At 72.5% G+C, this 25269-nt stretch carries 22 protein-coding genes; 12 read left to right on the top strand and 10 right to left on the bottom strand.

The window, feature by feature from the left end; translation table 11 throughout:
* Positions 1–40 precede the first annotated feature (40 nt).
* The 4 genes from F603_RS0115255 to F603_RS0115240 are packed head-to-tail and all read left to right on the top strand — an operon-like array spanning position 41 to position 4228.
* A complete protein-coding gene (locus tag F603_RS0115255) occupies positions 41–1396 on the top strand; it encodes an ABC transporter substrate-binding protein (RefSeq protein ID WP_019546877.1) in 1356 nt (451 codons plus the stop codon).
* On the top strand, positions 1393–2346 hold the full coding sequence (locus F603_RS0115250; protein WP_019546876.1) for a carbohydrate ABC transporter permease: 954 nt from the start codon (positions 1393–1395) through the stop codon (positions 2344–2346). The genes F603_RS0115255 and F603_RS0115250 overlap by 4 nt, the downstream gene beginning before the upstream one ends.
* Entirely contained in the window at positions 2343–3242 is a 900-nt protein-coding gene (locus tag F603_RS0115245) for a carbohydrate ABC transporter permease (protein WP_019546875.1), read from the top strand. The genes F603_RS0115250 and F603_RS0115245 overlap by 4 nt, the downstream gene beginning before the upstream one ends.
* Positions 3239–4228: a zinc-dependent alcohol dehydrogenase family protein gene (locus tag F603_RS0115240; RefSeq protein ID WP_019546874.1), complete on the top strand. Its 990-nt coding sequence runs from the start codon at positions 3239–3241 to the stop codon at positions 4226–4228. The genes F603_RS0115245 and F603_RS0115240 overlap by 4 nt, the downstream gene beginning before the upstream one ends.
* Positions 4229–4307: 79 nt before the next feature.
* Here F603_RS0115240 and F603_RS0115235 read toward each other — a convergent pair whose 3' ends face one another.
* Positions 4308–4658: a VOC family protein gene (locus F603_RS0115235; RefSeq protein ID WP_016908043.1), complete on the bottom strand. Its 351-nt coding sequence runs from the start codon at positions 4656–4658 to the stop codon at positions 4308–4310.
* 228 nt (positions 4659–4886) lie between these two features.
* On the opposite strand from F603_RS0115235, the gene F603_RS32225 reads away from it, so the two are divergent.
* Both F603_RS32225 and F603_RS0115225 read left to right on the top strand, forming a co-directional pair.
* A complete protein-coding gene (locus tag F603_RS32225) occupies positions 4887–6056 on the top strand; it encodes an aminotransferase class I/II-fold pyridoxal phosphate-dependent enzyme (protein WP_019546873.1) in 1170 nt (389 codons plus the stop codon).
* A complete protein-coding gene (locus F603_RS0115225) occupies positions 6053–7414 on the top strand; it encodes an MBL fold metallo-hydrolase (protein WP_019546872.1) in 1362 nt (453 codons plus the stop codon). Before F603_RS32225 ends, F603_RS0115225 begins: the two co-directional genes overlap by 4 nt.
* A gap of 569 nt (positions 7415–7983) precedes the next feature.
* Here the strand turns inward: F603_RS0115225 and F603_RS0115215 are convergent.
* Together F603_RS0115215 and F603_RS0115210 are read right to left on the bottom strand one after the other, a co-directional pair.
* Positions 7984–8658, bottom strand: coding sequence for a DedA family protein (locus F603_RS0115215; RefSeq protein ID WP_019546870.1), 675 nt, complete (start codon positions 8656–8658; stop codon positions 7984–7986).
* A complete protein-coding gene (locus F603_RS0115210) occupies positions 8655–9431 on the bottom strand; it encodes an MBL fold metallo-hydrolase (protein WP_019546869.1) in 777 nt (258 codons plus the stop codon). Before F603_RS0115210 ends, F603_RS0115215 begins: the two co-directional genes overlap by 4 nt.
* A 241-nt stretch (positions 9432–9672) precedes the next feature.
* On the opposite strand from F603_RS0115210, the gene F603_RS0115205 reads away from it, so the two are divergent.
* Positions 9673–11784, top strand: coding sequence for a phage holin family protein (locus F603_RS0115205; RefSeq protein ID WP_019546868.1), 2112 nt, complete (start codon positions 9673–9675; stop codon positions 11782–11784).
* Positions 11785–11810: 26 nt separating this feature from the next.
* Here the strand turns inward: F603_RS0115205 and F603_RS0115200 are convergent, their stop codons facing one another.
* Both F603_RS0115200 and F603_RS0115195 read right to left on the bottom strand, forming a co-directional pair.
* A complete protein-coding gene (locus F603_RS0115200; protein ID WP_019546867.1) occupies positions 11811–12851 on the bottom strand; it encodes a fatty acid desaturase family protein in 1041 nt (346 codons plus the stop codon).
* A 261-nt stretch (positions 12852–13112) separates the two neighbouring features.
* The gene (locus tag F603_RS0115195) at positions 13113–13781 is read right to left on the bottom strand and encodes a TetR/AcrR family transcriptional regulator (protein WP_019546866.1); all 669 of its coding nucleotides are present in this window, start codon (positions 13779–13781) and stop codon (positions 13113–13115) included.
* A gap of 94 nt (positions 13782–13875) precedes the next feature.
* On the opposite strand from F603_RS0115195, the gene F603_RS0115190 reads away from it, so the two are divergent.
* Both F603_RS0115190 and F603_RS0115180 read left to right on the top strand, forming a co-directional pair.
* Complete coding sequence (locus F603_RS0115190) at positions 13876–14787, top strand: SDR family oxidoreductase (protein WP_019546865.1); 912 nt, start codon at positions 13876–13878, stop codon at positions 14785–14787.
* A gap of 499 nt (positions 14788–15286) precedes the next feature.
* Positions 15287–15592 carry a 4a-hydroxytetrahydrobiopterin dehydratase gene (locus F603_RS0115180; RefSeq protein ID WP_019546863.1) on the top strand — a complete coding sequence of 102 codons (306 nt, stop codon included), beginning with the start codon at positions 15287–15289 and terminating at the stop codon, positions 15590–15592.
* Positions 15593–15645: 53 nt separating this feature from the next.
* Here F603_RS0115180 and F603_RS0115175 read toward each other — a convergent pair whose 3' ends face one another.
* Positions 15646–16797 carry a S1 family peptidase gene (locus F603_RS0115175; RefSeq protein ID WP_469818193.1) on the bottom strand — a complete coding sequence of 384 codons (1152 nt, stop codon included), beginning with the start codon at positions 16795–16797 and terminating at the stop codon, positions 15646–15648.
* Positions 16798–17039: 242 nt separating this feature from the next.
* Between F603_RS0115175 and F603_RS0115170 the strand changes: the two genes are divergently transcribed.
* Positions 17040–17627, top strand: coding sequence for a Uma2 family endonuclease (locus F603_RS0115170; protein ID WP_019546861.1), 588 nt, complete (start codon positions 17040–17042; stop codon positions 17625–17627).
* Between the two features lies 1 nt (position 17628).
* Here the strand turns inward: F603_RS0115170 and F603_RS0115165 are convergent, their stop codons facing one another.
* From F603_RS0115165 to F603_RS0115155, 3 genes are all read right to left on the bottom strand, one after another.
* Positions 17629–18609, bottom strand: coding sequence for a LysR family transcriptional regulator (locus F603_RS0115165; RefSeq protein WP_019546860.1), 981 nt, complete (start codon positions 18607–18609; stop codon positions 17629–17631).
* 119 nt (positions 18610–18728) lie between these two features.
* Positions 18729–19565, bottom strand: coding sequence for an aldo/keto reductase (locus F603_RS0115160; protein ID WP_019546859.1), 837 nt, complete (start codon positions 19563–19565; stop codon positions 18729–18731).
* 97 nt (positions 19566–19662) lie between these two features.
* Positions 19663–21483, bottom strand: coding sequence for an AMP-dependent synthetase/ligase (locus tag F603_RS0115155; RefSeq protein WP_019546858.1), 1821 nt, complete (start codon positions 21481–21483; stop codon positions 19663–19665).
* 329 nt (positions 21484–21812) lie between these two features.
* Here F603_RS0115155 and F603_RS0115150 point away from each other — a divergent pair, with 329 nt between their 5' ends.
* The gene (locus F603_RS0115150) at positions 21813–22841 is read left to right on the top strand and encodes a bile acid:sodium symporter family protein (RefSeq protein ID WP_019546857.1); all 1029 of its coding nucleotides are present in this window, start codon (positions 21813–21815) and stop codon (positions 22839–22841) included.
* Here the strand turns inward: F603_RS0115150 and fdhD are convergent.
* Complete coding sequence (fdhD, locus tag F603_RS0115145; RefSeq protein WP_026328435.1) at positions 22815–23663, bottom strand: formate dehydrogenase accessory sulfurtransferase FdhD; 849 nt, start codon at positions 23661–23663, stop codon at positions 22815–22817. The genes F603_RS0115150 and fdhD overlap by 27 nt on opposite strands.
* Positions 23664–24045: 382 nt before the next feature.
* On the opposite strand from fdhD, the gene F603_RS0115140 reads away from it, so the two are divergent.
* The gene (locus F603_RS0115140) at positions 24046–25227 is read left to right on the top strand and encodes an ROK family transcriptional regulator (protein ID WP_019546855.1); all 1182 of its coding nucleotides are present in this window, start codon (positions 24046–24048) and stop codon (positions 25225–25227) included.
* Positions 25228–25269: the final 42 nt, after the last annotated feature.

The raw sequence follows: 25269 nt of genomic DNA, 5'->3' as shown, positions 1-25269 counted from the left end.
TCAGCCAACCCTCACGTCCCTCGATCCCAGGAGTCCAACAATGCGCAGCCAGAGCCGCCACACGGCGCGCGCGGTCATAGGGTCGGCGGCAGCCTGCGCGCTGCTCGCCGGCTGCGCCGGAGCAGGAGGCGCCGGTGCCGGCGGTGACACCATCAATGTGCTGATGGTGAACAACCCGCAGATGGTGGAGTTGCAGAAACTCACGGCCAAGCACTTCACCGCGGAGACCGGCATCAAGGTCAACTTCACCGTGCTCCCAGAGAACGACGTCCGCGACAAGATCGGCCAGGACTTCGCCAACCAGGCCGGCCAGTACGACGTCGCCACCCTCAGCAACTACGAGACCCCGATCTACGCGAAGAACGGCTGGCTGCACCCGCTCGACGAGTACACGCGCAAGGACCGGCACTTCGACCAGAAGGACGTCCTCCCCTCCATCCGCCAGTCCCTCAGCGGCGAGGACGGCAAGATGTACGCCCAGCCCTTCTACGGCGAGTCCTCCTTCCTGATGTACCGCAAGGACGTCTTCGAGGAAGCGGGCCTGAAGATGCCGAAGAAGCCCACCTGGCCGCAGGTCGCCGAGCTCGCCGCGAAGGCGGACGGCGCGAAGAAGGGGCTCAAGGGCATCTGCCTGCGCGGGCTGCCCGGTTGGGGCGAGGTGATCGCCCCGCTGACGAGCGTCGTCAACACCTTCGGCGGCACCTGGTTCGACAAGAACTGGAACGCGAAGCTCGACTCGCCCGCCTTCCAGAAGGCGACCAAGTTCTACGTCGACCTCGTCCGCAAGCACGGCCAGTCCGGCGCCGCGCAGTCCGGGTACGCCGAGTGCCTCAACAACATGACCCAGGGCAAGACGGCCATGTGGTACGACGCCACGGCCGGTGCCGGCTCCCTGGAGGCGGCGAAGTCGCCGGTGAAGGGGAAGATCGGGTACGTGCCCGCGCCCGTGGTGCGCACCGATGCCTCCGGCTGGCTCTACAGTTGGGCCTGGGGGCTCCAGGAGGCGTCCCAGAACAAGGACAAGGCGTGGAAGTTCATCTCCTGGGCCTCGGGCAAGAAGTACGAGCGCCTCGTCGGCGAGGAGAGCGGCTGGGCGGACGTCCCCGCAGGGAAGCGCGCTTCCACCTACAAGTACCCGGAGTACCGGAAGGCGGCCGGCGCCTTCGCCGAGGTGACGCGTAAGGCCGTCGTCGAGGCCGACCCGCGCGACCCCGGCGTGCAGCAACGCCCCACGATCGGCATCCAGTTCGTCGACATCCCCGAGTTCTCCGACCTGGGGACCAAGGTCTCGCAGGAGATCAGCGCGGCCATCGCCGGACGCCAGTCGGTCGAGTCGGCGCTGAAGAAGTCACAGCAGCTCGCGGACGAGGTCGCTGAGGAGTACGAGGGCCGATGACCACACACACCACCACGCCCCCCGCGCCCGCCTCGGGCGAGCGCAGGCCGGCGCCGCCGCAGAAGCTCCGCGCCTGGGTCACCCGCGCCCCGCTGCTGCCCGCGCTCGTCTTCCTCATCATCGTCACCCAGCTCCCCATGGTGGCGACGGTGGTGATCTCCCTCTTCGACTGGAACGCCCTCTACCCCCAGGCGCGCAGCTTCGACGGCTTCGCCAACTACGCGGAGGTGCTCGGAGACGCCGAGCTCCGCAAATCGGTGCTGACCACAATCGTCCTCACGGTCGTCGTCGTCCTCGTCAGCCTGGTGCTCGGCCTCCTCCTGGCGCTCCTCCTCGACCGGAAGTTCCGGGGACGCGCGGCCGTCCGCACGATGCTCATCGCCCCCTTCCTGCTCGTTCCCGTGGCGGCGGCGCTGCTGTGGAAGCACGTCCTCTACAACCCGGAGTACGGCCTCATCAACGGTGTGCTCAACGCCGTGTGGAGCCTCTTCGGGGGCGACGCGCCCCAGCCGGACTGGGTGGCGGAGATGCCGCTGGCCGCGGTCGAGGTCTCGCTGATCTGGCAGTGGACGCCGTTCATGATGCTGATCCTGCTCGCCGGGTTGCAGTCCCGCCCGCCCGAGATGATCGAGGCGGCCCGCGTCGACGGGGCCGGCACCTGGCACATCTTCCGCTATCTGACGCTGCCGCACCTGCGGCGCTACCTCGAACTCGGCGTGCTGCTCGGCTCGATCTACATCGTGCAGAACTTCGACGCCGTCTTCACGATCACCTCGGGCGGCCTCGGCACCGCCAACCTGCCCTACACGATCTACCAGACCTTCTACCAGGGCCACGAGTACGGACTCGCCTCGGCAGCCGGCGTGCTCGTCGTCCTCGGCTCGCTGATCATCGCCACCTTCGCGCTGCGGGTGGTCTCGTCCCTCTTCCGCGAGGAGGCCCGCTCATGAGCGCCCCCACCCAGGCTCCTCCCGCCGCCGTCACCGCCGGCGGCCCGCCCGCGCCCACCACGCGCGTCGGGCGCAACCGCACCGCGGGGGCCGCACTCGGCCTGCTCGCCTGGATCGTGGGCATCCTCTTCGTACTGCCGATGCTGTGGATGCTCCTCACCTCCTTCCACTCCGAGGGCGACGCGGCCACCAACCCGCCCTCCCTCGCGGCGCCCCTCACCCTCGACGGCTACCGCGACTTCTTCGGCGTCGGCGGCGGCGCCAGCCCCTGGCCCGCGCTGGCCAACTCCGCGACGGCGTCGATCTGTTCGACGGTGCTGGTGCTGCTCCTCGCCATGCCGGCGGCGTACGCGCTCTCCATCCGCCCGGTGAAGCGGTGGACGGACGTGCTCTTCTTCTTCCTCTCCACGAAGATGCTGCCGCTCGTCGCCGGTCTGCTGCCGATCTACCTCTTCGCCAAGAACACCGGCTTCCTCGACAACGTCTGGCTCCTCGTCATCCTCTACACCTCGATGAACCTGCCGATCGCGGTGTGGATGATGCAGTCCTTCCTCGCCGAGGTGCCGGTCTCGCTGATCGAGGCGGCGCAGATCGACGGGGCGCGGCTGCCGACCGTCCTCGCGCGGGTGGTGGCACCCGTCGCCGGGCCAGGGATCGCGGCGACGGCGCTGATCTGCTTCATCTTCTCCTGGAACGAGATGCTCTTCGCGCGGGTGCTCACCGGCGTAGTGGCGCAGACCTCGCCCGTCTTCCTCACCGGTTTCATCACCAGTCAGGGGCTCTTCCTGGCGAAGGTGTGCGCCGCATCCCTCGTGATCTCCCTGCCGGTGCTCGCCGCAGGGTTCGCCGCCCAGGACAAACTCGTCCAGGGCCTGTCGCTAGGAGCAGTCAAGTGAAGGCCGCACTCGTAGAGGAGCCCGGCAAGGTCTCCCTCACCACCGTCCCCGATCCGACGCCCGGGCCGCGCGAGGTCGTCGTCGACGTCACCGCCTGCGGGATCTGCGGGACCGATCTCCACATCCTGCAAGGGGAGTTCGCACCCTCGCTGCCGCTGGTGCCGGGACACGAGTTCGCCGGCGAGGTGGCCGCCGTGGGCAGCGCGGTCACCGAGGTGGGCGTGGGCGACCGCGTCGCCGTCGACCCTTCGCTCTACTGCTTCGAGTGCCGCTACTGCCGGACCGGTCACAACAACCTCTGCGACCGCTGGAACGCGATCGGCGTCACCACCGCGGGCGGCGCGGCCGAGTACGCCGTGGCGCCCGTCGCCAACTGCGTCCGGCTCCCCGAGCACGTGCGCACCGAGGACGCGGCGCTCATCGAGCCCCTCTCCTGCGCCGTCCGCGGCTACGACGTCCTGCGCTCGACCCTCGCCGCGCACGTCCTCATCTACGGCAGCGGGACGATGGGCCTGATGATGCTCCAGCTCGCGAAGCGCACGGGCGCCGCGACCGTCGACGTGCTCGACGTCAACCCCGAACGCCTGGCCACCGCCGACCAGTTGGGGTGCACCGCCGTGGCGGCCGGTGCCGACGAGCTCGACCGCCCCGGCGGCTGGGACCTGGTGATCGACGCGACCGGCAACGGCACCGCGATCCAGGACGGGCTCGGACGCGTCGCCAAGGCCGGCACCTTCCTCCAGTTCGGCGTCGCCGACTACGCGACCCGGGCGACGATCGAGCCGTACCGGATCTACAACCAGGAGATCACCATCACCGGCTCGATGGCGGTGCTCCACAGCTACGAGCGGGCGGCCGAACTCTTCGCGACGGGCGTCCTCGACCCGGACGTCTTCATCTCGGACCGGATGTCGCTCGACGAGTACCCGCAGGCGATGGAGCGGTTCGCCGCAGGCCAGGGACGCAAGATCGTCGTCCAGCCCTGACGCCGCATCCCCCGCCCGCGGGGCGGGGGTCCCCGCGCACCGGCGCCGCCCCCGAGCCGGCGCCGGTGCGCTGCGGTGTTCAGCCGCCCTGACGGTCCACGTACTCGAAGAAGGTGCCGTCGGGGTGGCGTGCGACGAGGCTGCGCCCGATCGGCGTCGCACTCGGCCCTGCGACGATCTCCGCGCCGACCGCCTGGAGATCGCTCACCGCCTCGCCGACGTCCTTCACGGCGAGCGTCGCCGCCACCTTGCCGAGCACGGCGAGGTGGCCCTCGGGCCCGCTCATCAGAAAGAACGGCCCCACCGCCGCGACCTCGACGGGGCCCTGGCGGAACCTGGCCGCCTCGGAGTTCGCCAGCCGCTCGTACACCGGTACGGCGGCATCCAGATCGTCGACGCAGACTCGCAGCGAGGTCCCCAGAATATCCATGCCCAGCAGGGTAGTTGGCGTCTCGGCGCCTCGTCAGGTCGATCCCCTGTGCGGACCCGCACCCCGGCGTGCACCCCGTGCGGACGACACCACGGCGCGCGCCCGCGAGTGAACGGGGCGGTGTCGCCGTTCCCCGGGACAGGGGGTTCTGCCAAGGTGGTGCCACTGGGCGTTTTGTCTGATCTAAGGGCGCCCGCACGGTCGCAGGCGGGACGGAGGCGGCAGGCGATGCGGAGCAGCGAAGGGAAGACGGTGCCCCAACCCGCCGCGCCCCACGCCGTGACGGGCGCCGCCTGCGGCTACTGGGAGCGGAGAGGAATCGTCACCGCCCCCGCACAGGTCCTCGCAGCGCCTTCGGCCCCGCTGCTCCTCCTCGCCACGCTCGCGTCCGTCGCCGCCTCCGCGCCCCCGGGCGAGACGGCACGCGGCACCGTCCTGCTCCCGCGTCCGTGCCCCGCCTGGTACGCGACGCAGGCGCGGCTTCTCGACCGCCGGGTGCGGAGGATCTCCGCCCCCGCGGAGTGCGGCGGCGTACCCGACCCGGTCGCGCTGCTGGAGACGGTGCGACGGGCGCGTGCGGAAGGCGAGCGCCCCCGCGTCCTCGTCCTCTCGGTCGCCGACGAGGTGACGGGCACCGCCGTACCGCCCGAACTACTCCACGAAGTCTGCGAAGCCGCAGCCGACGAGGGCCTCCTCGTCGTCAGTGACGAGAGCTGGCGCGACACCTCGCACGCCGCGCACGGCACGGTCACCGTCTCGCCGGCCGAGATGCTGCACGGGACCGTGTACGCCGGCTCCGTCGTCGTCCTCGCCGAGCTCGGTGCCGCACTCCTGCCGCCCGGCGGGCGCGCCGGGCTCGCCCGCTTCCCCGACACCGAGCGGGGAGAGGCGCTCCACGCAGGCGCCGCCGGCGTCCTCCGCACGCTGCGCGCCGAACCGACGGCGCAGGCGGAGCGGGAGGCCGCCGAGGCACTCGCGGAGCCCCCGGCGTTGCGCACCCGGCGCACCGCGTCGGCCGCGCTCCACGGCGCACTCGCCCGCGCCTTGCACGGCGCGGTCACCGCGGCCGGCGCCGTCTGCCGTCCCCCGCGTGCGGCACGCGGGCTGTACGCCGATTTCGAGCCGCGCAGGGGCGAGTTGGCGTCCGCAGGCGTGGTCGACGCGCCCCGGCTGGAGGCGGCGCTCGTCAGCCGCCTCGGCCCGTACGCACAGGGCGGGCACCGCTTCGGCGACGACCCGGCGGCCCTCCGCGTCCGACTCTCCACCGACGTGCTCGCCGCCGGCCTGCCGCCGGAAGGCCCCGCAGCGGACCCGCTCGAAGAGCCCGCGGTGGCCGAGGCGCTCGCCGCCGCGCACACCGCACTCGGCGCACTCACGGATGGGAGCTCGGCCCGGTGACAGAACGCGCGGACGGACAGGCGGAAGGCCAGGAGATCGAGCACCCCGGCATCTCCGAGTACCCGGGAGGCACCGCCCCCCGGGCCGCCCGCGACCGCGACCCCCGCAATCCGGCGGACGGGACGGGCGGCACCGGGCCGACGACGCCCGAACCGCCCGAAGGCACCCCTCAGCCACGGGAGTTGCGGTGGGCCGAGGAGCCGCGCGGCTGCGGTGCGCACGACGACCCCGGGAGCCGTGCCGCCGAGCCCGAACGCGCCCCGTCGGTGCGCCGCGCGCCCAAGCGCCCGTCGGACGAGGCGCATCCGCTCGGCGCCAAACGGCACTGGCCGCGCTCCTTCACCGACCGCCTCACCGATCCGCTGCCCGGCGTACGCGCCTTCGCGCGCCTCGCGCGCGAAGGCGCCATGCGCCCGAGCGCGACGTCCCTGCGCGCGGAACTCCCCAAGCTGCCGTACGCGCCGGCGCCGCTCCCGCAGGTGGACGCCCGCGCGCTCGCGATCGGCTGGGCCGGGCACGCCAGTTGGGTCCTGCGGATCGGAGGGCTCACCGTCCTCACCGACCCGGTCTGGAGCCGCCGCATCCTCGGCACACCGGTGCGGATCACGCCCGTCGGCTTCCCCTGGGAGGACCTGCCGACGATCGACGCGGTGGTGCTCTCGCACAACCACTACGACCACCTCGACGCACCCACGCTGCGGCGCCTGCCGCGCGCGACACCGCTCTTCGTCCCGGCCGGGCTCGGCGGCTGGTGCCGCAAGCGCGGCTTCACCACCGTCACCGAGCTCGACTGGTGGGAGGGCGCCGAACTTCCGGCGGCCGAGGGGGCGTCGGGACTCGGCGAGCGGCCCCGTGTGCGGTTCGACTTCGTCCCGGCGCACCACTGGTCGAAGCGGACCCTCACCGACACCTGCCGCTCCCTGTGGGGAGGCTGGGTCCTCACCGCGCCCGACGGCCGCCGCGTCTACTTCGCGGGCGACACCGGGTACGGGCGCTTCTTCCGCGAGATCGGCGAAGCCTTCCCAGGGATCGACCTCGGCCTGCTGCCGATCGGCGCCTATGATCCGCGCTGGATGCTCCGACCCGTCCACACCGATCCGGAGGAGGCCGTCCAGGCGTGCCTCGATGTCGGTGCGCGGCGCATGGCCCCCATGCACTGGGCGACGTTCCTGCTCTCGGCCGAGCCGCCGCTGGAGCCGCTGCTGCGCGTGCGGGCCGCCTGGCGCGCGGCCGGCCTCGATCGGGACGATCTGTGGGACCTGCCGATCGGAGCCTCGCGCGTGCTGGAGCCCGCCGGAGCCGCCCACGGAGCGCCCGACGGCGACCTGGGAGAGGGGAGTTCGGGTTCCGGGGGGTGATCCGCGCCCGGTCGGGGACGGACGTCCGCGGTCGGCTGTGCGGTGCGGGCGGGTCTCCTCGGTCGGGCGGCGCCGCGCGGGTGCCGGGAGACGGAGCGGGGACGCTTCCGGTCTAGGCCGGCCGGCGGTGGGCCGTGAGTCAGGGGTCACCTGACGGGCTCGGCAGGGGCTGTCGCGCGGACGCCGTCCTCCTGTTCGACGAGGCTTCCTTGTGCGGGAGCCCGCCCGTGCCGCATGAGCAGGACGACCGTGCCCACCGCCGCTGCGAGGAAACCGTTGGTCAGGCGTCCACCTCGGCGAGCGCTTCCTCGAACCGGGTGTGGACAACCGCCTTGTGGGCGGGTCGAGTCGCTCGGTCCGCGCGAGCGCCTCCTCCACCACGGTGCGCGCGTCGGTCTCGCCTCTTCCGAGGGCCGCCGCGGTCGCGGTGGCGTCCAGGCTCTCGGGCACGCGAGCCTCCTCCGCCTCGGGGCCCGGGACTGTACGAGCGGCGGCGGCTGTGGGCCGCGGCTTCCGCTCACCGGGACGGGCGGCCGACTGCCGCCCGTCGCGCGGGCGCACGTGCCGGATCAGCCAGTCCTGCTCCGTCCCCGCCGCAGCCGCCGCCACAGCGACGGCGCTGCGCTCACCAGCAGCGTCAACCCGACCGCCGCGGCCACCCCCTCCCACGGTTCGGGAAAGAGCGCGCCGCCGAGGATGCCGATCGCCTGGTACGCGACGGCCCAGACGAGGCAGGCGGGCACGTCGCCGCGGACGAACTCGCGCACCGGCATCCGCGCCAGCAGGCAGGCGAGCATCACGGGGATGCGCCCGGCGGGAAGCAACCGCGAGAGCACGAGGACGAGGACGCCGTGCCGGCGGAGCTGGTCGTGGGCCTGGGCCAGCCGGTCGGGCGCGACGCGTTCGCGGAGCCGGGTGAGCCACCGCGAGCCGTTCTTCGAGCCGACACCGCGCTGCCCCAGCCAGTAGAGCCCGAGGTCGCCGAGGAACGCGGCGAAGGCGGAGACGCCGAAGACCGTCAGCAGCGAGAGCACGGGCACGCTCTGGTGGAGCGCCACCACGGCGGAACCGCTCACCAGGGCCCCCGTCGGCACCACGGGCACGAGCGACCCCAGCACCACGAGGAGGAAGAGCGACGGATACCCCACCGCCTGCTGCGTGGACTCCGGCGGCACGGCCGCCTCGCCCACGGTGGCGAGCAGCTCGCGGCCCGTACGCGCGAGCTGCTCCAGGAACTCGGTCACCCGGCAGCACCCCACCGCACCTGTTCGCCGTGCCCGAGGAGGTGGGCTTCGACGGCGGGCGCGTGGTGCGCGGCCATGCGCACGAACTCCGTGCCGGGCGAGTGGAACTCGTGCGGACGCACCGCGTCGAGGCCGATCGGCCAGTACGTGCCGTAGTGGACGGGTACGGCGCACGCCGGCGCGAGGAGCGCCGCGGCGTCGGCGGCCCGGCGCGCGTCGAGGTGCTCGTTGCCGAGGAAGGGGCCCCAGCCGCCGACCGGCAGCAGCGCCACGTCGACGGGGCCGACCGCCTTCGCCATGCCGTCCCACAGGCCGGTGTCGCCCGCGAAGTAGGTGCGGGCCTCGCCCTCGATGACGTAGCCGAGCGCGGGCGCACGGTGCGGGCCGTACGGCAGGCGCCGGCCGTCGTGCGCCGCCGGCACCGCGCGCACCGTGAGCGCTCCCGCGCGCACCAGGTCGCCGGCGGCGACCTCCTCGACCCGCAGCACCTTGGCGAGCCGCCGCAGCCCCGGCACCGCCCGGACCGCTCCGGTCGGGACGACGACGCGGGTGCCGGCCGCCAGCCGCGCGAGCGAGCCGACGTGGAGGTGGTCGGCGTGCAGGTGGGAGACGAGGACCAGGTCGGCCTCCGCGGCCCGCGCGGGCGGCAGTTGGCCCCGCCTGCGCCTGAGGTGCGCGAGGCGGTGCACGAGGAGCGGGTCGGTGAGGACCGTCGTCCCCGAGTCCCGCACCGTCGCGGTGGCGTGACCCCACCAGGTGACCTCGACCGCCACGGAACCTCCTTCCTGCGCCGCCGGCCGCCGCTGCCCGGCCGGCCCTTCCACCCCACGACCCTACGGCGCCCCCGCGCACACCGGGACCGGCCCGGCGGCTCCGGGCGAGGCCCGGCGGCGCACCGGACTATGAAAAAGTGGACGTTGTGCCCGCGTCGGGGAGGAGCCGGGTGCCTGATCGAGACCGCAACGCGACGGTACGGCCCCCTGCCCAAGTGCCGTACCCGAGAGGGGAGACGGAGTGCGACGCCGGCTGCCACCGTGGCGCACCCTCGGTGCGGGCCTTCTGCGGGTCTGCGCCGTCTGGGCGGTCGGCACCCTGACGATGCTGGTGCTCGCCGCCGTCCTGCCGGATTTCCGGCTCCAGTCGGCCGACGGCGACAGCGCCACGCGGATCGGGATCACGGCGGCGATCGGCGCCGGCGCCTTCGGCCTGCTCGGGGCGCTGGTCTGGCCCGTCCTCGTGCGGGCGCTGCTGCTCGTCCCCGCTGCGGTCCTCGGCGCGCTCGTCTTCTTCCTCAACGGATCGCTGCTGTGGTTGGCGATCAACCTCACCCCCTACGGACGGGGCAGCACGGACCCGACGACGGCCGTCGTCGTCGCCGCGGTGATGTCCGCCACCTCCTCGGCGACGAGCACCTTCCTCACGGTCAGGGACGACGGCGCCTACCGCCGCCGCCTCTCCCGCCTCGCCTACCGCAGGCGCAGACGCGAGGGACCGCGCCGCGGCCCCGCCACGCCGGGCGTCGTCTTCCTCCAACTCGACGGCGTGGGCCACGCCGTCCTCCGCGACGCGGTCGACCCGCCCGACGGCTCCGAGCCGCTGATGCCGACGGTCGCCGCGATGTGCGGAAGCACCCACCGGCTCAGCCGCTGGCGCACCGACTGGTCGAGCCAGACGGGTGCCAGCCAACTCGGCATCCTGCACGGCAGCAACGAGGACGTCCCCGCCTTCCGCTGGTACGAGAAGGAGACGGGCGAGGTGATGGTGAGCAACCGGCCCTCCAGCGCCGTCGAGCTCCAGCGCAGGGCCGTCGCGCGCACCGGGGACCGCGGGCTGCTCGCGCTCGACGGGGCGAGCAGGGGCAACCTCTTCAGCGGCGGCGCCGCGCAGGTCGCGCTCGTCCTCTCGATCGCCGCACGCCGCGGCAAGGAGACACGTTCCAGGGCCGGATACTTCGCCTACTTCTCCGACCCGGCCAACGCGACGCGCACGGCCGTCTCGTTCGTCGCCGAGGTGTTCCGGGAGATGGCGCAGGCGACACGGTCGCGGCTGCGGCGGGAGACGCCGCGCGTCAGCAGGGGCGGGCTGTACCCCTTCCTCCGTGCCTTCGCGACCGTCGTGGAGCGCGACGTCGTCGTCACCGCCGTCCTCGGCGACCTCCTCAGCGGGCGCACCGCCGTCTACGCGGACCTCGTCGCCTACGACGAGGTGGCGCACCACTCGGGCCCCCGCAGCCGCGACGCGCGCCAGGTGCTCCGCCGGCTCGACCGGTCGATCGCGCTCATCTCGAAGGTCGCCGAACGCTCCCCGCGGCCCTACCGGCTTGTGCTCCTCTCCGACCACGGCCAGAGCTTCGGCGAGACCTTCGAGAGCGCGTACGGGCTGACGCTGGAGGAGCTGGTGCGCGCCGGGTGCGGCCTGCCCGTACGGCGCCGCGCGCGGCGGACGGTGAGCGGGTCGGAGGCGCGCACCGCGGCCCGCACGGCGCTCCACCGGCCCGAGGAGGACGGGCAGGAGGTGCCGCGCAAGCCGCCCCGGTCGGCGGGGCCCGTCGTCCTCTGCTCGGGCAACCTCGGTCTCGTCTCCTTTCCCGACGTGCCGGGGCGTATGACCCGCGAGCAACTCGGGCTGCGCTCGCCGGCGTTGCTGCGTGCCCTCGCCGACCACCCGGGCGTCGGTTTCGTCCTCGTGCAGAGCGAGCGGCACGGGCCCGTCGTCCTCGGTAGGGGCGGGAGCGAGCACCGGCTCGCCAGCGGCGAGGTTGTCGGACCGAGCGATCCGCTCGCGCCGTTCGGGCCAGGTGCCGCGGCAGCGGTGCGGCGTACCGCCGGGTTCCCGCACGTGGCCGACGTCATGGTCAACTCGGCGGTCGACGGGAGCGGCGCCGTGCACGCCTTCGAGGAGCAGATCGGCTCCCACGGCGGACTCGGCGGCGAGCAGAGCGAGCCGTTCCTGCTCTCGCCGCTCACGCTCTCCCCGCCCACGGAGGACGGCGACGAACTCGTCGGCGCCGAGCGCATCCACGCGGTGCTGCGGCGGTGGCTCTCGGAGTCCGCCGCGTACGCCGGGGAGTTGTGGGGTGCGACGGCGGCGCGGGAGCCGGAGAAGCGGGCCGCGCGCCCGTCCTGACGGGCGCGGTCGCCTCCGACTCCTGGTCAGTTCCGCAGCGGCTCGCCCACCTCGCGCATGTGCCGCAGCGCCTCGCGCCACGAGGTGAACAGCCCCGTCTCGTGGTAGGGGATGCCGAGTTCGGCGCAGTGCCGGCGGACGAGCGGGCGCGCGCGGCGCAGGTGAGGTGTGGGCATGCTCGGGAAGAGGTGGTGCTCGATCTGGTAGTTGAGGCTGCCGAGGAGGACGTCGGTGAAGAGGCCACCGCGCACGTTGCGCGAGGTGAGGACCTGGCGGCGGAGGAAGTCCGGGCGCTCGTCGCCCTTGAGCGTGGGCATGCCCTTGTGGTTGGGCGCGAAGATCGAGCCGAGGTAGACGCCGAAGACGGCGTGGTGCACCAGCAGGAAGGCGGTGGCCATGCCGGGCGGCAGCAGGACGAAGAGCGCGGCCAGGTAGCCGGCGAAGTGGACGAGGAGCAGCGCCCCTTCGAGGAGCGGGCGCTTCATGTGCCGCTGGCGCAGTGCGCGGACGCTGGAGACGTGGAGGTTGAACCCTTCCAACGTGAGGAGCGGGAAGAAGAGCGCGGCCTGGTGGCGCCCGATGAAGCGGGGAACGCCGCGCGACTGCTCCGCCTGCTCCCGCGACCAGACCAGGATGTCCGGTGCGACGTCCGGGTCGTGCTCCTCGTGGTTGGGGTTGGCGTGGTGCCGTGTGTGCTTGTTCATCCACCAGCCGTACGACATCCCGATGCCGAGGTTGCCGAGGAGGCGACCGGCGCGCTCGCTCCAGGCGCGCGAGGCGAACACCTGCCGGTGCGCCACGTCGTGCGCGAGCAGCGCGAGTTGCCCGTAGACGAGTCCGAGCACGACGGCGACCGCCAACTGCCACCAGCTCTCGCCGACCAGGAGGAAGGCGGCGCCGCATCCGGCCGCTGCGAGTACCACGAGGGCGATGCGTGCGGCGTAGTAGCCGGGGCGGCGGCGGAGCAGGCCGGCGGCGCCGATCTGTCGGGAGAGGCCGGCGAAGTCGCTTCCCCTGCCGGGGGGCTGTTCACTCGCAGGCGGCGGCAGGTGTGGTGCTGTCGTCATGCCGTCGAGCCTCTCCGCCGAGGGGAGGTCGCCGACAGCCGCTTGGCCCGCCCTTCGGTTGGGGGGCTGGCACCAGTGCGGGGGCGGGCGTCTTCTGCGTCGTTACCGACGGTGCGGCGAACGGGGCCGCGAGTGACGGGCGGCCGCCAGAGACTACGGGCGGTCAGCGAAGCCCAGAGAGGGGACGGCATACCGCTTCGGGAGGCGCGGTATTCGGTGCTGTCCTTCAGCGGGCGCAGGCGGCTCGGTAGCCGTCGATGCTCAGGGTCCCTCTTGGCGGGCGAGTAGGCCGGAGGCGGTCACCGTCGCCGTGCGGCGTACGACGTCGGTGAAGTCGACACGCATGGCGGCGAGGGCGGGTTCTGAGGCGTAGGCGGCTTCCATGGCCGGGGAAGGGCGGCTGCACTGCCACGCGGTGATGGCCATGAGCAAAGTCGTCTCGGTCAGCTCGGCCGCGCCGTCGGCGCCGAGTTCGGGCAGGTGTCGGCGAACCAGTGCGGTGAGGCCGTGCAGCGAACGTCGGGCAGCGTGCTTGTGCCGGAGGCAGAGCGCGGTGGAGATGTTGTGCTCCAGGACCGCGCCTTGTGCGCTGAGCAGGTCGCACAGTACCGGCCGCTCCCTCATCGAAGTGGCCAGGAGATCCGCCAGCCGGTCGCCTCGCTCCCTCGGCGTGCGGTCGTCCTTGGTGGGTGCGCGCTCCAGGTCGGCGATCCAGTGCGCCATCTCGGCGTCGAGCAGGTCGAGCAGGATCGCCTCACGGGATTCGAAATACCGCAGCACGTTCGCCTTTGCCAGGCCCGTGCGGCGGCTCAGTTCGTTGAGGCTGAGCCTGGCGACGGGTGTCTCCGTGAGCATCGTCGCCGCGGTTTCCAGGATCTGCTGCCGTCGCTGGCTGCGCTGCTCGTCGGTGCGGGCTCGCTGGAAGGTCACGCCCCCATGTTAAGACCGCCGGTATTTTGCTAAGTGACCGGTGGTCCTTTAGCGTGGGCAGACAAGATACCGGCAGTACGTAAAGGGGTGCGTGATGTACCGGATTCCCGACCAGCAGGGGAAGCTCGCCGTCGTCACCGGTGCGAACAGCGGCACGGGCAAGGCAGCGGCCACGGCGCTCGCCGGTGCCGGAGCGCGCGTCGTCCTCGCCGTGCGCGCCGAGGACAGGGGCGAAGAGGCGAAACTCGACATCCTCGCCGAGCACCCCGGGGCCGATGTCGAGGTACGCCGGGTGGACCTGGCCGATCTGGCGAGCGTCAAGGGGTTCGCCGACGGGCTGATCGCGGACGATCGACCGCTGGACCTGCTGCTCAACAACGCCGGGGTGATGTTCCCACCGGTGCGCCACGAGACCGTCGACGGGTTCGAGCTGCAGATGGGCAGCAACTTCCTCGGCCCGTTCGCTCTCACGGTGCGCCTGCTCCCGCTGCTGCTGGAGGCGCCGGCGCCACGGGTGGTGACGATGAGCAGCGGGATGGCCGCCCGCGGGAAGATCGACTTCAGCGACCTGAACTGGCACAAGCGGTATGACCCGACGGCGGCGTACGGGCGCTCCAAGCTGGCCGGCCTGCTGATGGCCCAGCAGTTGGCGCGGACCGCGACGGAGCGTGGCTGGCCGCTGCTGTCGATCGGCGCGCACCCGGGCAACGCGGCCACGAACATCGCCGCTTCCGGGCCGCGGCTCGGAGGCGAGCCCAGCCTTCTGTTCCGCGTCGCCTGGAAGGTGACCCCGCAGCACTCCGCCGAAGCCGGCGCGGCACCGATGCTCTACGCCGCGACCAGTCCGGACGCGGCCCAGGGCGGCTACTACGGGCCCCGCTGGGGCTTGGTCGGCCGTCCGGCGCCGGCCGACTTCACCCGCAAGGGCAAGGACCGGCAGGTTGCCGCGCAACTGTGGGCCGAAGCGGAACGTCTGACGGGTGTGAGTCTGCCCGCCGGGCCGTGACGGCCCACCTCGCCCCAGCACCGAGCGCCCAGCCCTGCGGCCACGGGGAGAAGTCGGAGGCGTCAGCGGTACCGACGGTCACCGCCGGCCAGGTTCCTCGTGCGGTCGTCCGGACGGCAAGGCAATGGCCTTCCGCGGGGAGCGGTGGGACCCCTCGGACGGTCGGCGCGGCCTTCGTGCACCGCGGTTGAGGTTCGAGCACGGGCGACGCGGAGCACTGCGTGCGGCCTTCGCCTGCGAGGAGAACGGTGTCCGTGCCGACAGCAAGGACCGCGCCTCCGGGAACATGCCCACCGTCTCCTGACAAGGGCGCTTCGCCGGCAGAGACCTTCACTTGCTTCCATGCTCTCCCGAAGGCCGTCCATGCTCCCGAACTCCCCGCCCCCGCCTGCCCCTCGGACCGCCGCGCGCATGGCAGGGTGGCGTCGCGAGTCGGGTCGTCCCGCGGGCGGCCCGCGGGGACCGACAGGGCGTGCGTGCGTCCGGGAAGGGGGCCGTGATGCCACCCGAGCCGTTGACCGAGCAGGAGACCGCCGAGGCACTCGGGGCGTTGCCCGGCTGGGAGGTCTCGGGCGGCGCGCTGCGCCGTACCTACTCCTTCCCCGGGCACCTCGCCGCCGCCGCGATGGTCGTCCATGTCGCGGCGATCCAGGAGGAGTTGGACCACCACTCCGAGCAGACGCTCGGCTACGCCTCCCTCGCCGTCTCGGTGAACACGCACAGCGCGGGCGGCGCGATCACCGCGAAGGACACCGAGTTGGCCCGCCGCGTCGAGGAGATCGCGGCGGGCCACGGGGCGGTCTGAGACGTGCCCGGGGCCGGGCACCTGCGTGGGTGTCCGGCCCCGGGGTGCGTGCGTCAGCCGGTGGTGAGGCTGAGGCCGTACACGGAGAGTGCCGGGTTGACGGGCTGGTAGTAGGTGGTTCCGCCGGAGGAGCAGTTGCCGGAGCCGCCGGAGGTCATGCCCTGGGCCTGGCTGCCGGAGATGAAGGAGCCGCCGGAGTCGCCGGGCTCGGCGCAGACCGAGGTGCGGGTGACGCCGTTGATGGTGCCCTCGGGGTAGGTGACGCTGGTGTTGTGCTGCTGGATGGTGCCGCAGTGCCAACCGGTGGTCGAGCCGGAGCGGCAGACCGTCGAGCCGACCGCCGCCTGCTGCGAGCCGGAGACGCGGACGGCGCCGCCGTTGACGTACGGGGTCGCCGTCCAGTTGCTGTTGGTGGCGACCCAGGCGTAGTCGTTGCCGGGGAAGGTGGAGCCCTGGAAGGTGCCCTGCGCGACCTGGTTGTAGCCGGTGGTGCTGGCGCCCGGCCTGCCGCAGTGGCCCGCGGTGACGAAGCCCTGCTGGCTGCCCTTGGTCACGGAGAACCCGATGGAGCAGCGCGAGGTGTTGTTGATGTAGTAGGCGTCGCCGCCCACGAGGTCGTAGTACGTGCGGGGCGCTTCGGCGGACTTCACCGTGCGCACCGCGCTCGGGTCGACGCCTGCCTTCTCCACGATCCGCTCGGCGGCCGCCGTGTCCGAGGTGCGGACGGTGACCGCGTTGTGTCTGACGTCGACCGACCGGACGGCGGCGTCTCTCTCGACGCCTGCCGAATCGAGGGTCTTCTGCAGGGACTTGAGGTCGCTCAGGCTGTGGTCGACGACCTTGGCGACCGCGCCGCGCGCCTCGATGGCGCCGACCTCGGCCGCGTCGGTGGTGGCCACGGTGAGCTGCGCGTCGGCGCCCGAGACCCAGGCGCCGCCGAAGCTGGCGCCCAACTGCTCGGCGAGCGCCTCTTCGACGTCGGCGGCCTCGGCCTCGGCCGCGAGGCGCTCGGTCACCTGGCCCTTGCTCAGGCCGAGGTCGCGCTGCATGGCGTCGAGCATCCCGGCGGGGAGCTCGGCGGCCGTGGGGGAGCCGGCGGCGGAGTCGGGGGCCGGCTGGCCCGCGTTGGCGGGGAGTGCGGTGAGCGCGAGGACGCAGGCGGCAGCGAGTGCCGAACCGGCGGCCATGCTACGTATCCGTACCATGTTGCCTCCTCGTGTGGGGGTGCGCGGCTCAACGTAGCCACCGCTGTTCCAGCCGTGTACCTGTCAAGTTGACCCTCTCATGGTGCGATGGAAACCCTGCGTTGGCTGTCAACTCCCGTGGAAGCGCTACCGGAAGAGGCCCGGACGAGGTTGCACGGAAGGGTGATATGCCTGGCGACGCTTCGTGGCGGTGCCGGAAGCCGGGGATGCTGGTCTCGGCAGCACGTCGGCGAGGAGGAGACATGACGAGTCCGGCGTACCACTCGATCCCCGTACGCCCCGGTCGTCTGCGTGAGGCTGCCGAGCAGATCGAGGAGGCCACCGGCATGCGTGTCGAGATCGTCGGAGGAAGCCTGTCGATGTCTCCGAGCCGGACGGGCGAGCATGTCGGGATCGTCATCGACCTGAGGGACGCCGTTCGTCCCCATCTGCCGGGAGAATACGAAGCCTTCGAAAACATCTCCCTTCCCATGGCAGGGAACGACGACGACTACGCCACCCCGGACCTCACCGTGGGCCCGAGGGCCTTCAAGGACATGGACGATTGGCTACTGGAGTCCGAGGAGGTGCAGTTGGCCGTCGAGGTGGTCTCCCCGAGCGAGCGCCTGAAGGGGATCAACGAGAAGACCGCCTGGTACGCGGCGGCCGGTGTCCGGATCCTCCTCCGGGTCGATCCCCGCACCGGCACCTGGTCGCTCTTCGGCCGCCCCGACCGGCCGGGCTCCGAGTACCGCGGCGTCGAGCACGGCAAGTACGGCGAATCGGTGCCGCTCCCCGCGGAGTTGGGCGGCGAACTGGAGACCTCCGGGCTCGCCCGGTACACGCGCTGAGTCAGCCTGCCGCGGCGTCGAGGCCGGTCCCACGCGCGCCGTGTCTTCGCTCGGCGAGCCATCTGACGTACGCCGGATTGCGCGCGGCGGCCTCCCGGTGCGCCCGCCGTGCCTGGTACGTCACCGAGGGGGCGGCGTCGGCGGCGGCGGACTCGGGGTGCCAGCCGAGGAGGTGGCGCCAGCGGAGCGGGTTGCCCGCGAGGGGGACGGTGACGACGCCAGGCGTCGGCGCGAACGTCGCCCGGCACAGCCCGACGGCGCGGCCGACGCGGACGAGGTGCGTGCACGAGACGACGTCGGCCTCGTGGAGCGCGGCCGGTGTGAACCCGGCGCGTGCGCAGGCGGCGGCGAAGCAGTCGGCGAAGCAACCGTCGCCCGGTGCGCAGACCCACCACTCGCCGGCGAGCGTGCCGAGCTCCAACTCCCGCTCGGCAGCGAGCGGATGGGTCTCGGGGACCATCGCGAAGACGGGGTCCTCGCCGATCTCGCGCCAGGCGAGGCCGTCGCCGGCCGGGGGAGGGCTGTCCCCGCAGACGCCGACGAGGACGTAGTCGAGGCGCCCCGTGGCCGCCATCGCGCTCAGCTCCGTCACCGACCACGAGGTGCGCGTGCTCAGCGGGGTGTGCGGGCGGGCGGCGGCGAGGCGGTCGACGAGGCCGCCGAGGAGCGGACCGTGCGTCGCGCCGATCCGGAACCGTGGCGCGGTGTCGAAGCTGGCGGTGAAGCGGGCCGCGTCGTCCTGGAGCCGGTGGACGGCGGGCAGCAGGACCCGCGAGCGGTCGAGGACGAACTGGCCGAGCGGGGTGGGCCTCGCGCCCGTGCGGCCGCGGTCGAAGAGCGGGCCGCCGAGGGTGCGTTCGATACGTTTGAGCTGACCGCTGAGGGCGGACTGGGCGAGGCCGAGTGAGGTGGCCGCTCGGGTGAGGCTGCCGGCGTCCGCTATTGCATGAACTAGCCTGAGGTGACGCAACTCCAGCTCCATACCCGGAATTTATGCTTCCCGATGGTTGCGGGCAACGGGCCCGAGAGCGGACGAACCCCTCGTCCAGCGGGACGAGGGGTTCGTCGTACTCCGTCGACGGGAGCTGGACGCCCGGCGGTTCAGCCGACGAAGTTGTTGGTGTCCGGGTCGGGGCCCAGGCGTGTGTCGGTGTTGAGGCGGGCGATCGCGTCGAGGTCGGCCCGGTCCAGCTCGAAGTCGAAGATGTCGAAGTTCTCCACGATGCGGGAGGGCGTCACCGACTTCGGGATGGCGATGTTGCCGAGCTGGAGATGCCAGCGGAGGACGACCTGCGCCACCGTCTTGCCGTGCTTCTCCGCGGTCTCGGTGAGCGTCGGCTCGTCGAGCAGCCCCTTGCCCTGGCCCAGCGGTGACCACGCCTCCGTCGCGATGTGGTGGTCGGTGTGGAAGGCGCGCGGCAGCGACTGCGCGAGCTGCGGGTGGAGCTCGATCTGGTTGACGGCGGGGACGGTGCCGCCCAGGTCGATCACGCGCTTGAGGTGCGCCGGCTGGAAGTTGGAGACACCGATCGCCCTCGCGCGTCCCTCGGCGAGGAGGCGCTCCAGGGCCCGCCAGGTGTCTAGGTACTTGTCGACCCCCGGCATCGGCCAGTGGATGAGGTAGAGGTCGACGTGGTCGAGGCCGAGCTTCTCCAGCGAGGCGTCGAAGGCGCGGAGGGCCGTGTCGTACCCCTGGTCGGCGTTCCAGAGCTTGGTGGTGACGAAGAGCTCGTCGCGCGGGATGCCGGAGGCGGCGAGCGCCCGCCCCGTTCCGGACTCGTTCTCGTAGGCGGCGGCCGTGTCGATGCTGCGGTAGCCGGCCTCGAGAGCCCTGCCCACCGCGCGCTCCGCCTCGTCGTCGGCGACCTGCCAGACGCCGAAGCCGAGCTGCGGCATCTCGACGCCGTTGTTGAGGGTAATGGTGGGAACGTTGCTCACGCCTCAGGTCCTCACGTGCGAATCGACAGTCTTGCTCGTCATCGTCAACGATCAAGCACGCCGGTGCATTCCCAACGCGCCCTCGTCGGCGCCCGGCTCACCGGTACAGGCCCGCGATCTCGTCGGCGTAGCGCTCCTCGATCGCCCTTCGCCGCAGCTTCAGCGACGGTGTGAGAAGGCCCTCGTCCTCGGTGAACTGCCCGGCGAGGACACGGAAGGTGCGGATCGACTCCGCCTTGGAGACGTGCGTGTTGGCGGCGACGACGGCCCGGCGGATCTCTCGCTCCAAGTCCGCGTCGCGGACGAGTTCGGCCGGGCCGAGCTCCGGTTTGCCGCGCATCGACAGCCAGTGCGCGACCGCGTCCCGGTCGAGGGTGATCAGCGCGGCGACGTAGGGCCGGTCGTTGCCGACGACGAGGCAGTGGGCGACGAGCGGGCTCGCCCGTACCCGCTCCTCCAGCGACGCGGGGGAGAGGCTCTTTCCGCCCGCGGTCACGAGGATCTCCTTCTTGCGGCCCGTGAGGGTGAGATAGCCGTCCTCGTCGAGCGAGCCGAGGTCGCCGGTGGCGAACCAGCCGTCGTACAGGGCGATTCCGGTCGCCTGGTAGTGGTGGAGGTAGCCGGAGAAGATGTGGCCGCCGCGGAGCCACACCTCGCCGTCGGAGGCGACCGAGACGGAGGTGCCGGGCAGCGGGGTGCCGACGGTGCCGAAGCGGATGCGCCCCGGCGGGTTGGCGGTCGCCGCCGCGGTGGTCTCCGTGAGGCCGTACCCCTCGTAGATCGGCAGCCCCGCGCCGTGGAAGAAGAGTCCGAGCCGGCGCTCCATCCCCGAACCGCCGGACATGGCGCTGCGGCACCGGCCGCCCATCGCCGCCCTGAGCTTCCCGTAGACGAGCTTGTCGAAGAGCTGGTGCTGCATCCGCAGGGACGTGCCGGGCCCCGGCCCGGTGCCGAACGACCGCTGTTCCACGGCCTCCGCGTACCGCACCGCGACGTCCTCGGCCTTCTCGAAGGGGGCGAGCCTTCCCTCGGACTCCGCCTTGTTCCGCGCAGCGCGGTAGATCTTCTCGAAGAGGTGGGGCACCGCCTGGATGAACGTCGGCCGGAAGGAGGCGAGATCGGGGAGGAGCGCGTCGGCGGTCATGCTGGGCTGGTGGCCGAGGACGACCCGGCCGCGGAGCGCGGCGACCTCCACCATGCGCCCGAAGACGTGCGCGAGCGGGAGGAAGAGCAGCAGCGAGGGCTGCTCGCCCGGCTTGGCGAAGACCTCGCCGTAGCCGTCGAGCACGCTGTCGGCCTCGGACATGAAGTTGGCGTGGGTGAGGAGGCAGCCCTTGGGGCGGCCCGTCGTGCCCGAGGTGTAGATGACGGTGGCGACCGAGTCGGGGGTGAGGGCGAGGCGGTGGCGGTTGACGACCTCGTCGTCGAGTCCTGCACCGCGCTCGCGGAGTTCGGCGACGGCACCGGAGTTGAGCTGCCAGAGCCGGGAGAGCTTCGGCAGGGAGCCGATCACCGAGCCGACCGTCATCGCGTGGTCCTCGTGCTCGACGACGGCGGCCGAGACCTCGGCGTCGTGCATGATCCAGCGCACCTGCTCCGCCGAGGACGTCGGGTAGACGGGCACGGGTTGGGCGCCGATCGACCAAAGCGCGTAGTCGAAGAGCGTCCACTCGTAACGGGTGCGGGACATGATCGCGACGCGGTCGCCGAACCGCACCCCCTCGCTGAGCAGCCCCTTGGCGAGCGCGAGGACCTCGTCCCTGAACTCGCCCGCGGTCACGTCCTGCCATCCGCCGCTCGCGTCCTTGCGCGCGAGTGCCACCCGGCCGCTCTCGCGCTCGGCGTGCTCGAAGACGGTGTCGGCGAGGCCCCCGGCGTGGGGTGTCGTCGACACGGCCGGGACGGTGAACTCCTGCAATGGCTCTGCTCCTCGACGTGCCTCCGAAGCCGGGCGTACAGCCCTCGGCTGCGGACCCGGCGCGAGCGACCGTAACCGATCCGCAGCCGGTCGGGGGAGCGATCTTCCCTGGTCAGTCTCGCAATTGGAGCGGTTACGACGGGTTGGACGCACAGTCGTTGCCAGGCCCGCCGGTAATCTGCACGGAACCTTTGCGAGCTTGCGCCGCGTCGACCGAAGGGGGAAGGTGCGGAAGTACAGTTCCGCAGAGCGGCATTGCCGGCGTCGGCCGCCCGGCGTTCGGGCGCGGTCGGTCGCCCCCCGGCCGCCCGACCGCGACGAGGGAGCACATGCGCCGCCTGGCCGGTCTCGTAGACCCCTTCATCCTGCTGCTCTTCGGCACGGTCCTCGTCGCCGTCCTCCTCCCCGCCCAGGGTGGGGTGGCGGACGGCTTCTCCTGGGCCACCAAGATCGCCGTCGGCCTCATCTTCTTCCTCTACGGCGCCCGCCTCTCGACGAAGGAGGCTGTCGACGGGCTCCGCCACTGGCGGCTCCATCTCGCCGTGCTGCTCTGCACGTTCGCGCTCTTCCCGCTCCTCGGCCTCGCCTCCGCCGGGCTCGTTCCGCACGTCCTCACGCCGGAGCTCCAGACGGGGCTGCTCTTCTGCTGCCTCGTCCCCTCGACGATCCAGTCCTCGATCGCCTTCACCTCGATCGCGCGCGGCAACGTCCCGGCGGCGATCTGCGCCGGTACGTACTCCAGCCTCTTCGGCGTCGTGGCGACGCCGCTCCTCGCGGCCTGGCTCATCGGCGGCTACGCGGGGCTGTCGGCGACCGCGCTCGTGGAGATCGGCTGCCAGCTCCTCGCGCCGTTCCTCGCGGGGCAGTTGCTCCGCCGCTGGATCGGCGGCTTCCTGACCCGGCGCCGCAGGATCACCTCGACCGTCGACCGCGGTGCGATCCTGCTGGTGGTCTACACGGCGTTCAGCGAAGGCATGGCCGAGGGGGTCTGGGGCGCTGTCACGCCGCTGCGGCTCGGTGCGCTCCTCGCCGTCGAGGCCGTGCTGCTCGCGGTGATGCTGCTGCTCACCTGGTACGGCTCGAAGCGGCTTCGTTTCGTGCGGCAGGACCGGGTCGCGCTCACCTTCGCCGGCTCCAAGAAGTCGCTCGCCGCGGGACTGCCGATGGCGAGCGTCCTCTTCGGCAGCGGCGCGGCGCTCGCGGTGCTGCCGCTGATGCTCTTCCACCAGATGCAGCTCGTCGTCTGCGCATTCCTCGCCCGGCGTTGGGGACGTGCCGCGCCGGCCGAGGAGCCCGAGGTCGCCCACGCGCCGGCCGGCGGGCAGCCGGCCTCAGCCGGTGGGGGCGTGCGCGGGTAGCGCGATGCGTTCCGCGCCCGCGTAGACGTTCATCGAGCGCCCGCGGAGGAAGCCGACGAGCGTCGTGCCCGTCTCCGCGGCGAGGTCGACGGCGAGCGAGGAGGGCGCGGAGACGGCGGCGAGCGCCGGGATGCCGGCCATCACCGCCTTCTGCACCAGCTCGAAGCTGGCCCGCCCGGAGACCATCAGCACGGAGTCGCGCAGCGGCAGCAGGTCGCGCTGGAGCGCGGCGCCGACGAGCTTGTCGACGGCGTTGTGGCGGCCCACGTCCTCCCGGACGTCGAGGAGTTCGCCTTCGCTGGTGAAGAGCCCGGCGGCGTGGAGGCCGCCGGTGCGGTCGAAGACGCGCTGCGCGGCGCGGAGCCGCTCGGGCAGCAGCGGCAGCACCTCGACGTCTAGGCGGGGCGCCTCCGGTGCCTCCGGCTCCCAACGCGCCGTGGTGCGGACGGCGTCGAGGCTCGCCTTGCCGCAGACGCCGCACGAGGAGGTGGTGTAGACGTTGCGCTCCAGGGTGAGTTCGGGCACCGCGACGCCTTCGGCGAGGCGCACGTCGAGGGTGTTGTAGGTGTTCTGTCCGTCGACGAGCGCGCCCGCGCAGTAGGCGATCCGCACCAGCTCCGACGCGCGGCCGAGAACGCCTTCGCTCACCAGGAAGCCGGCGGCGAGCGCGAAGTCGTCGCCCGGGGTGCGCATGGTGACGGCGAGCGGCCTGCCGCCCAGCCGGATCTCCAGCGGCTCCTCGCCCGCGAGGGTGTCGGGGCGCTCGCTCACCGCGCCCTCCCTGATCCGCAGCACCTTCCTGCGCTCGGTGACCCTTCCCATGCCGCCGCTCCCGCTGCCGTGGTCGAAGGGCGCCGGGGTCCCGCCGCCCGTGCGCTCCATTCTCCGTCATCGCAAGACCGCGACCGAGGTGCCTGCACGGGGTTCGGGCAGGGGTTCCGTGGTTTGCGTCAACTTGCCCGGCGCGCGCGGACGTTGGCGTCCGGCAGGCTCCGGGCGGGAGCGTTGCGTCCCTGCTTTGTCCTCAACCGGGAAGAAGTTATTGCGATTCGCGCAGAACTTCTTCCCAACTGTGGGCGTCGCTGCTACGTTCCCTGAGCAATCCGGTCGACGCCGGCAACGGCCCACCCGCAGCCGGGAATTCGGCGGCGCGTGGCCGGCTGCGCGTCGCCACGTGAGCCCAAGAGGAGGAGCGGTGAGGCGGATGACGGCCCGGCCCGCGAACGTGCACCAGGCGCGTCTGCTGCGTCTGCTGCGCGACGGCGGGCCGAGCTCCCGCGCGGAGCTCGGCGACCGCGTGGAGCTGTCCCGCTCCAAGCTCGCCGTCGAGGTCGACCGCCTGCTGGAGACCGGCCTCGTCGTCGCTGACGGCCTCGCGGCCTCGCGCGGCGGGCGCCGCTCGCACAACATCAGGCTCGCGCCCGAACTCCGCTTCCTCGGCGTCGACATCGGCGCCACGTCGGTCGACGTCGCCGTCACCAACGCCGAGATGGAGATCCTCGGCCACCTCAACCACCCGATGGACGTGCGCGCGGGCCCGGTCTCCGTCTTCGGCCAGGTGCTCGCGATGGTCGGCAAGCTCCGCGAATCCGGCGTGGCCGACGGGCTCGACGGCGCGGGCGTCGGGGTGCCGGGGCCCGTCCGGTTCCCCGAGGGCGTCCCCGTGGCGCCGCCGATCATGCCGGGTTGGGACGGCTTCCCCGTGCGCGAGGTGCTCAGCCAGGAGCTCGGCTGCCCCGTGATGGTCGACAACGACGTCAACCTCATGGCGATGGGGGAGATGCACGCCGGGGTCGCGCGCTCCGTGCAGGACTTCTTCTGCGTCAAGATCGGCACCGGTATCGGGTGCGGCATCGTCGCAGGCGGCGACGTGCACCGCGGCACCACGGGGAGCGCGGGCGACATCGGGCACATCCAGGTGGAGCCCGAAGGGCGCCCGTGCGCCTGCGGCAACCGCGGCTGCCTGGAGGCGTACTTCGGGGGTTCCGCGCTCGCGAGGGACGCCGAGCTGGCGGCGAAGGAGGGGCGCTCGGAGGAGCTCGCGGGCCGCCTCGCCGGCGCGGGCAGCCTCACCGCCGTCGACATCGCCGCAGCCGCCTCCGCGGGCGACGGCACCTCGCTCGACCTGATCCGCTCCGGGGGAGCCCGGGTCGGCCAGGTGATCGCCGGGCTCGTCAGCTTCTTCAACCCCGGTCTCGTCGTGATCGGCGGTGGGGTGACGGGGCTCGGGCACACCCTCCTCGCCAGCATCCGCTCGCAGGTCTACCGCCAGTCGCTGCCGCTCGCCACCGGCAACCTCCCCATCGTGCTGGGCGAGTTGGGACAGCTCGCAGGAGTGACGGGGGCCGCCAGGCTCACCAGCGACCACCTCTTCTCGCCGGCCTGACCGGCGAGCGCACCACAGGCACCACGGCACCACCCGCACGGT

The organism is Streptomyces sulphureus DSM 40104 (assembly GCF_000381025.1).
In the GTDB taxonomy this organism is placed as follows: domain Bacteria; phylum Actinomycetota; class Actinomycetes; order Streptomycetales; family Streptomycetaceae; genus Streptomyces; species Streptomyces sulphureus.
Note: the sequence above shows the minus strand (reverse complement) of the source record. Positions and strands in the feature narration are given on the sequence as shown.

Excerpts from the sequence above, each read along its gene's own strand:
- F603_RS0115255 (WP_019546877.1), top strand. The coding sequence starts at position 41 with ATGCGCAGCCAGAGCCGCCACACGGCGCGCGCGGTCATAGGGTCGGCG.
- F603_RS0115250 (WP_019546876.1), top strand. The coding sequence starts at position 1,393 with ATGACCACACACACCACCACGCCCCCCGCGCCCGCCTCGGGCGAGCGC.
- F603_RS0115245 (WP_019546875.1), top strand. The coding sequence starts at position 2,343 with ATGAGCGCCCCCACCCAGGCTCCTCCCGCCGCCGTCACCGCCGGCGGC.
- F603_RS0115235 (WP_016908043.1), bottom strand. The coding sequence starts at position 4,658 with ATGGATATTCTGGGGACCTCGCTGCGAGTCTGCGTCGACGATCTGGAT.
- F603_RS32225 (WP_019546873.1), top strand. The coding sequence starts at position 4,887 with ATGCGGAGCAGCGAAGGGAAGACGGTGCCCCAACCCGCCGCGCCCCAC.
- F603_RS0115200 (WP_019546867.1), bottom strand. The coding sequence starts at position 12,851 with ATGACGACAGCACCACACCTGCCGCCGCCTGCGAGTGAACAGCCCCCC.
- F603_RS0115190 (WP_019546865.1), top strand. The coding sequence starts at position 13,876 with ATGTACCGGATTCCCGACCAGCAGGGGAAGCTCGCCGTCGTCACCGGT.
- F603_RS0115180 (WP_019546863.1), top strand. The coding sequence starts at position 15,287 with ATGCCACCCGAGCCGTTGACCGAGCAGGAGACCGCCGAGGCACTCGGG.
- F603_RS0115175 (WP_469818193.1), bottom strand. The coding sequence starts at position 16,797 with ATGGTACGGATACGTAGCATGGCCGCCGGTTCGGCACTCGCTGCCGCC.
- F603_RS0115170 (WP_019546861.1), top strand. The coding sequence starts at position 17,040 with ATGACGAGTCCGGCGTACCACTCGATCCCCGTACGCCCCGGTCGTCTG.
- F603_RS0115165 (WP_019546860.1), bottom strand. The coding sequence starts at position 18,609 with ATGGAGCTGGAGTTGCGTCACCTCAGGCTAGTTCATGCAATAGCGGAC.
- F603_RS0115150 (WP_019546857.1), top strand. The coding sequence starts at position 21,813 with ATGCGCCGCCTGGCCGGTCTCGTAGACCCCTTCATCCTGCTGCTCTTC.
- fdhD (WP_026328435.1), bottom strand. The coding sequence starts at position 23,663 with ATGGGAAGGGTCACCGAGCGCAGGAAGGTGCTGCGGATCAGGGAGGGC.
- F603_RS0115140 (WP_019546855.1), top strand. The coding sequence starts at position 24,046 with ATGACGGCCCGGCCCGCGAACGTGCACCAGGCGCGTCTGCTGCGTCTG.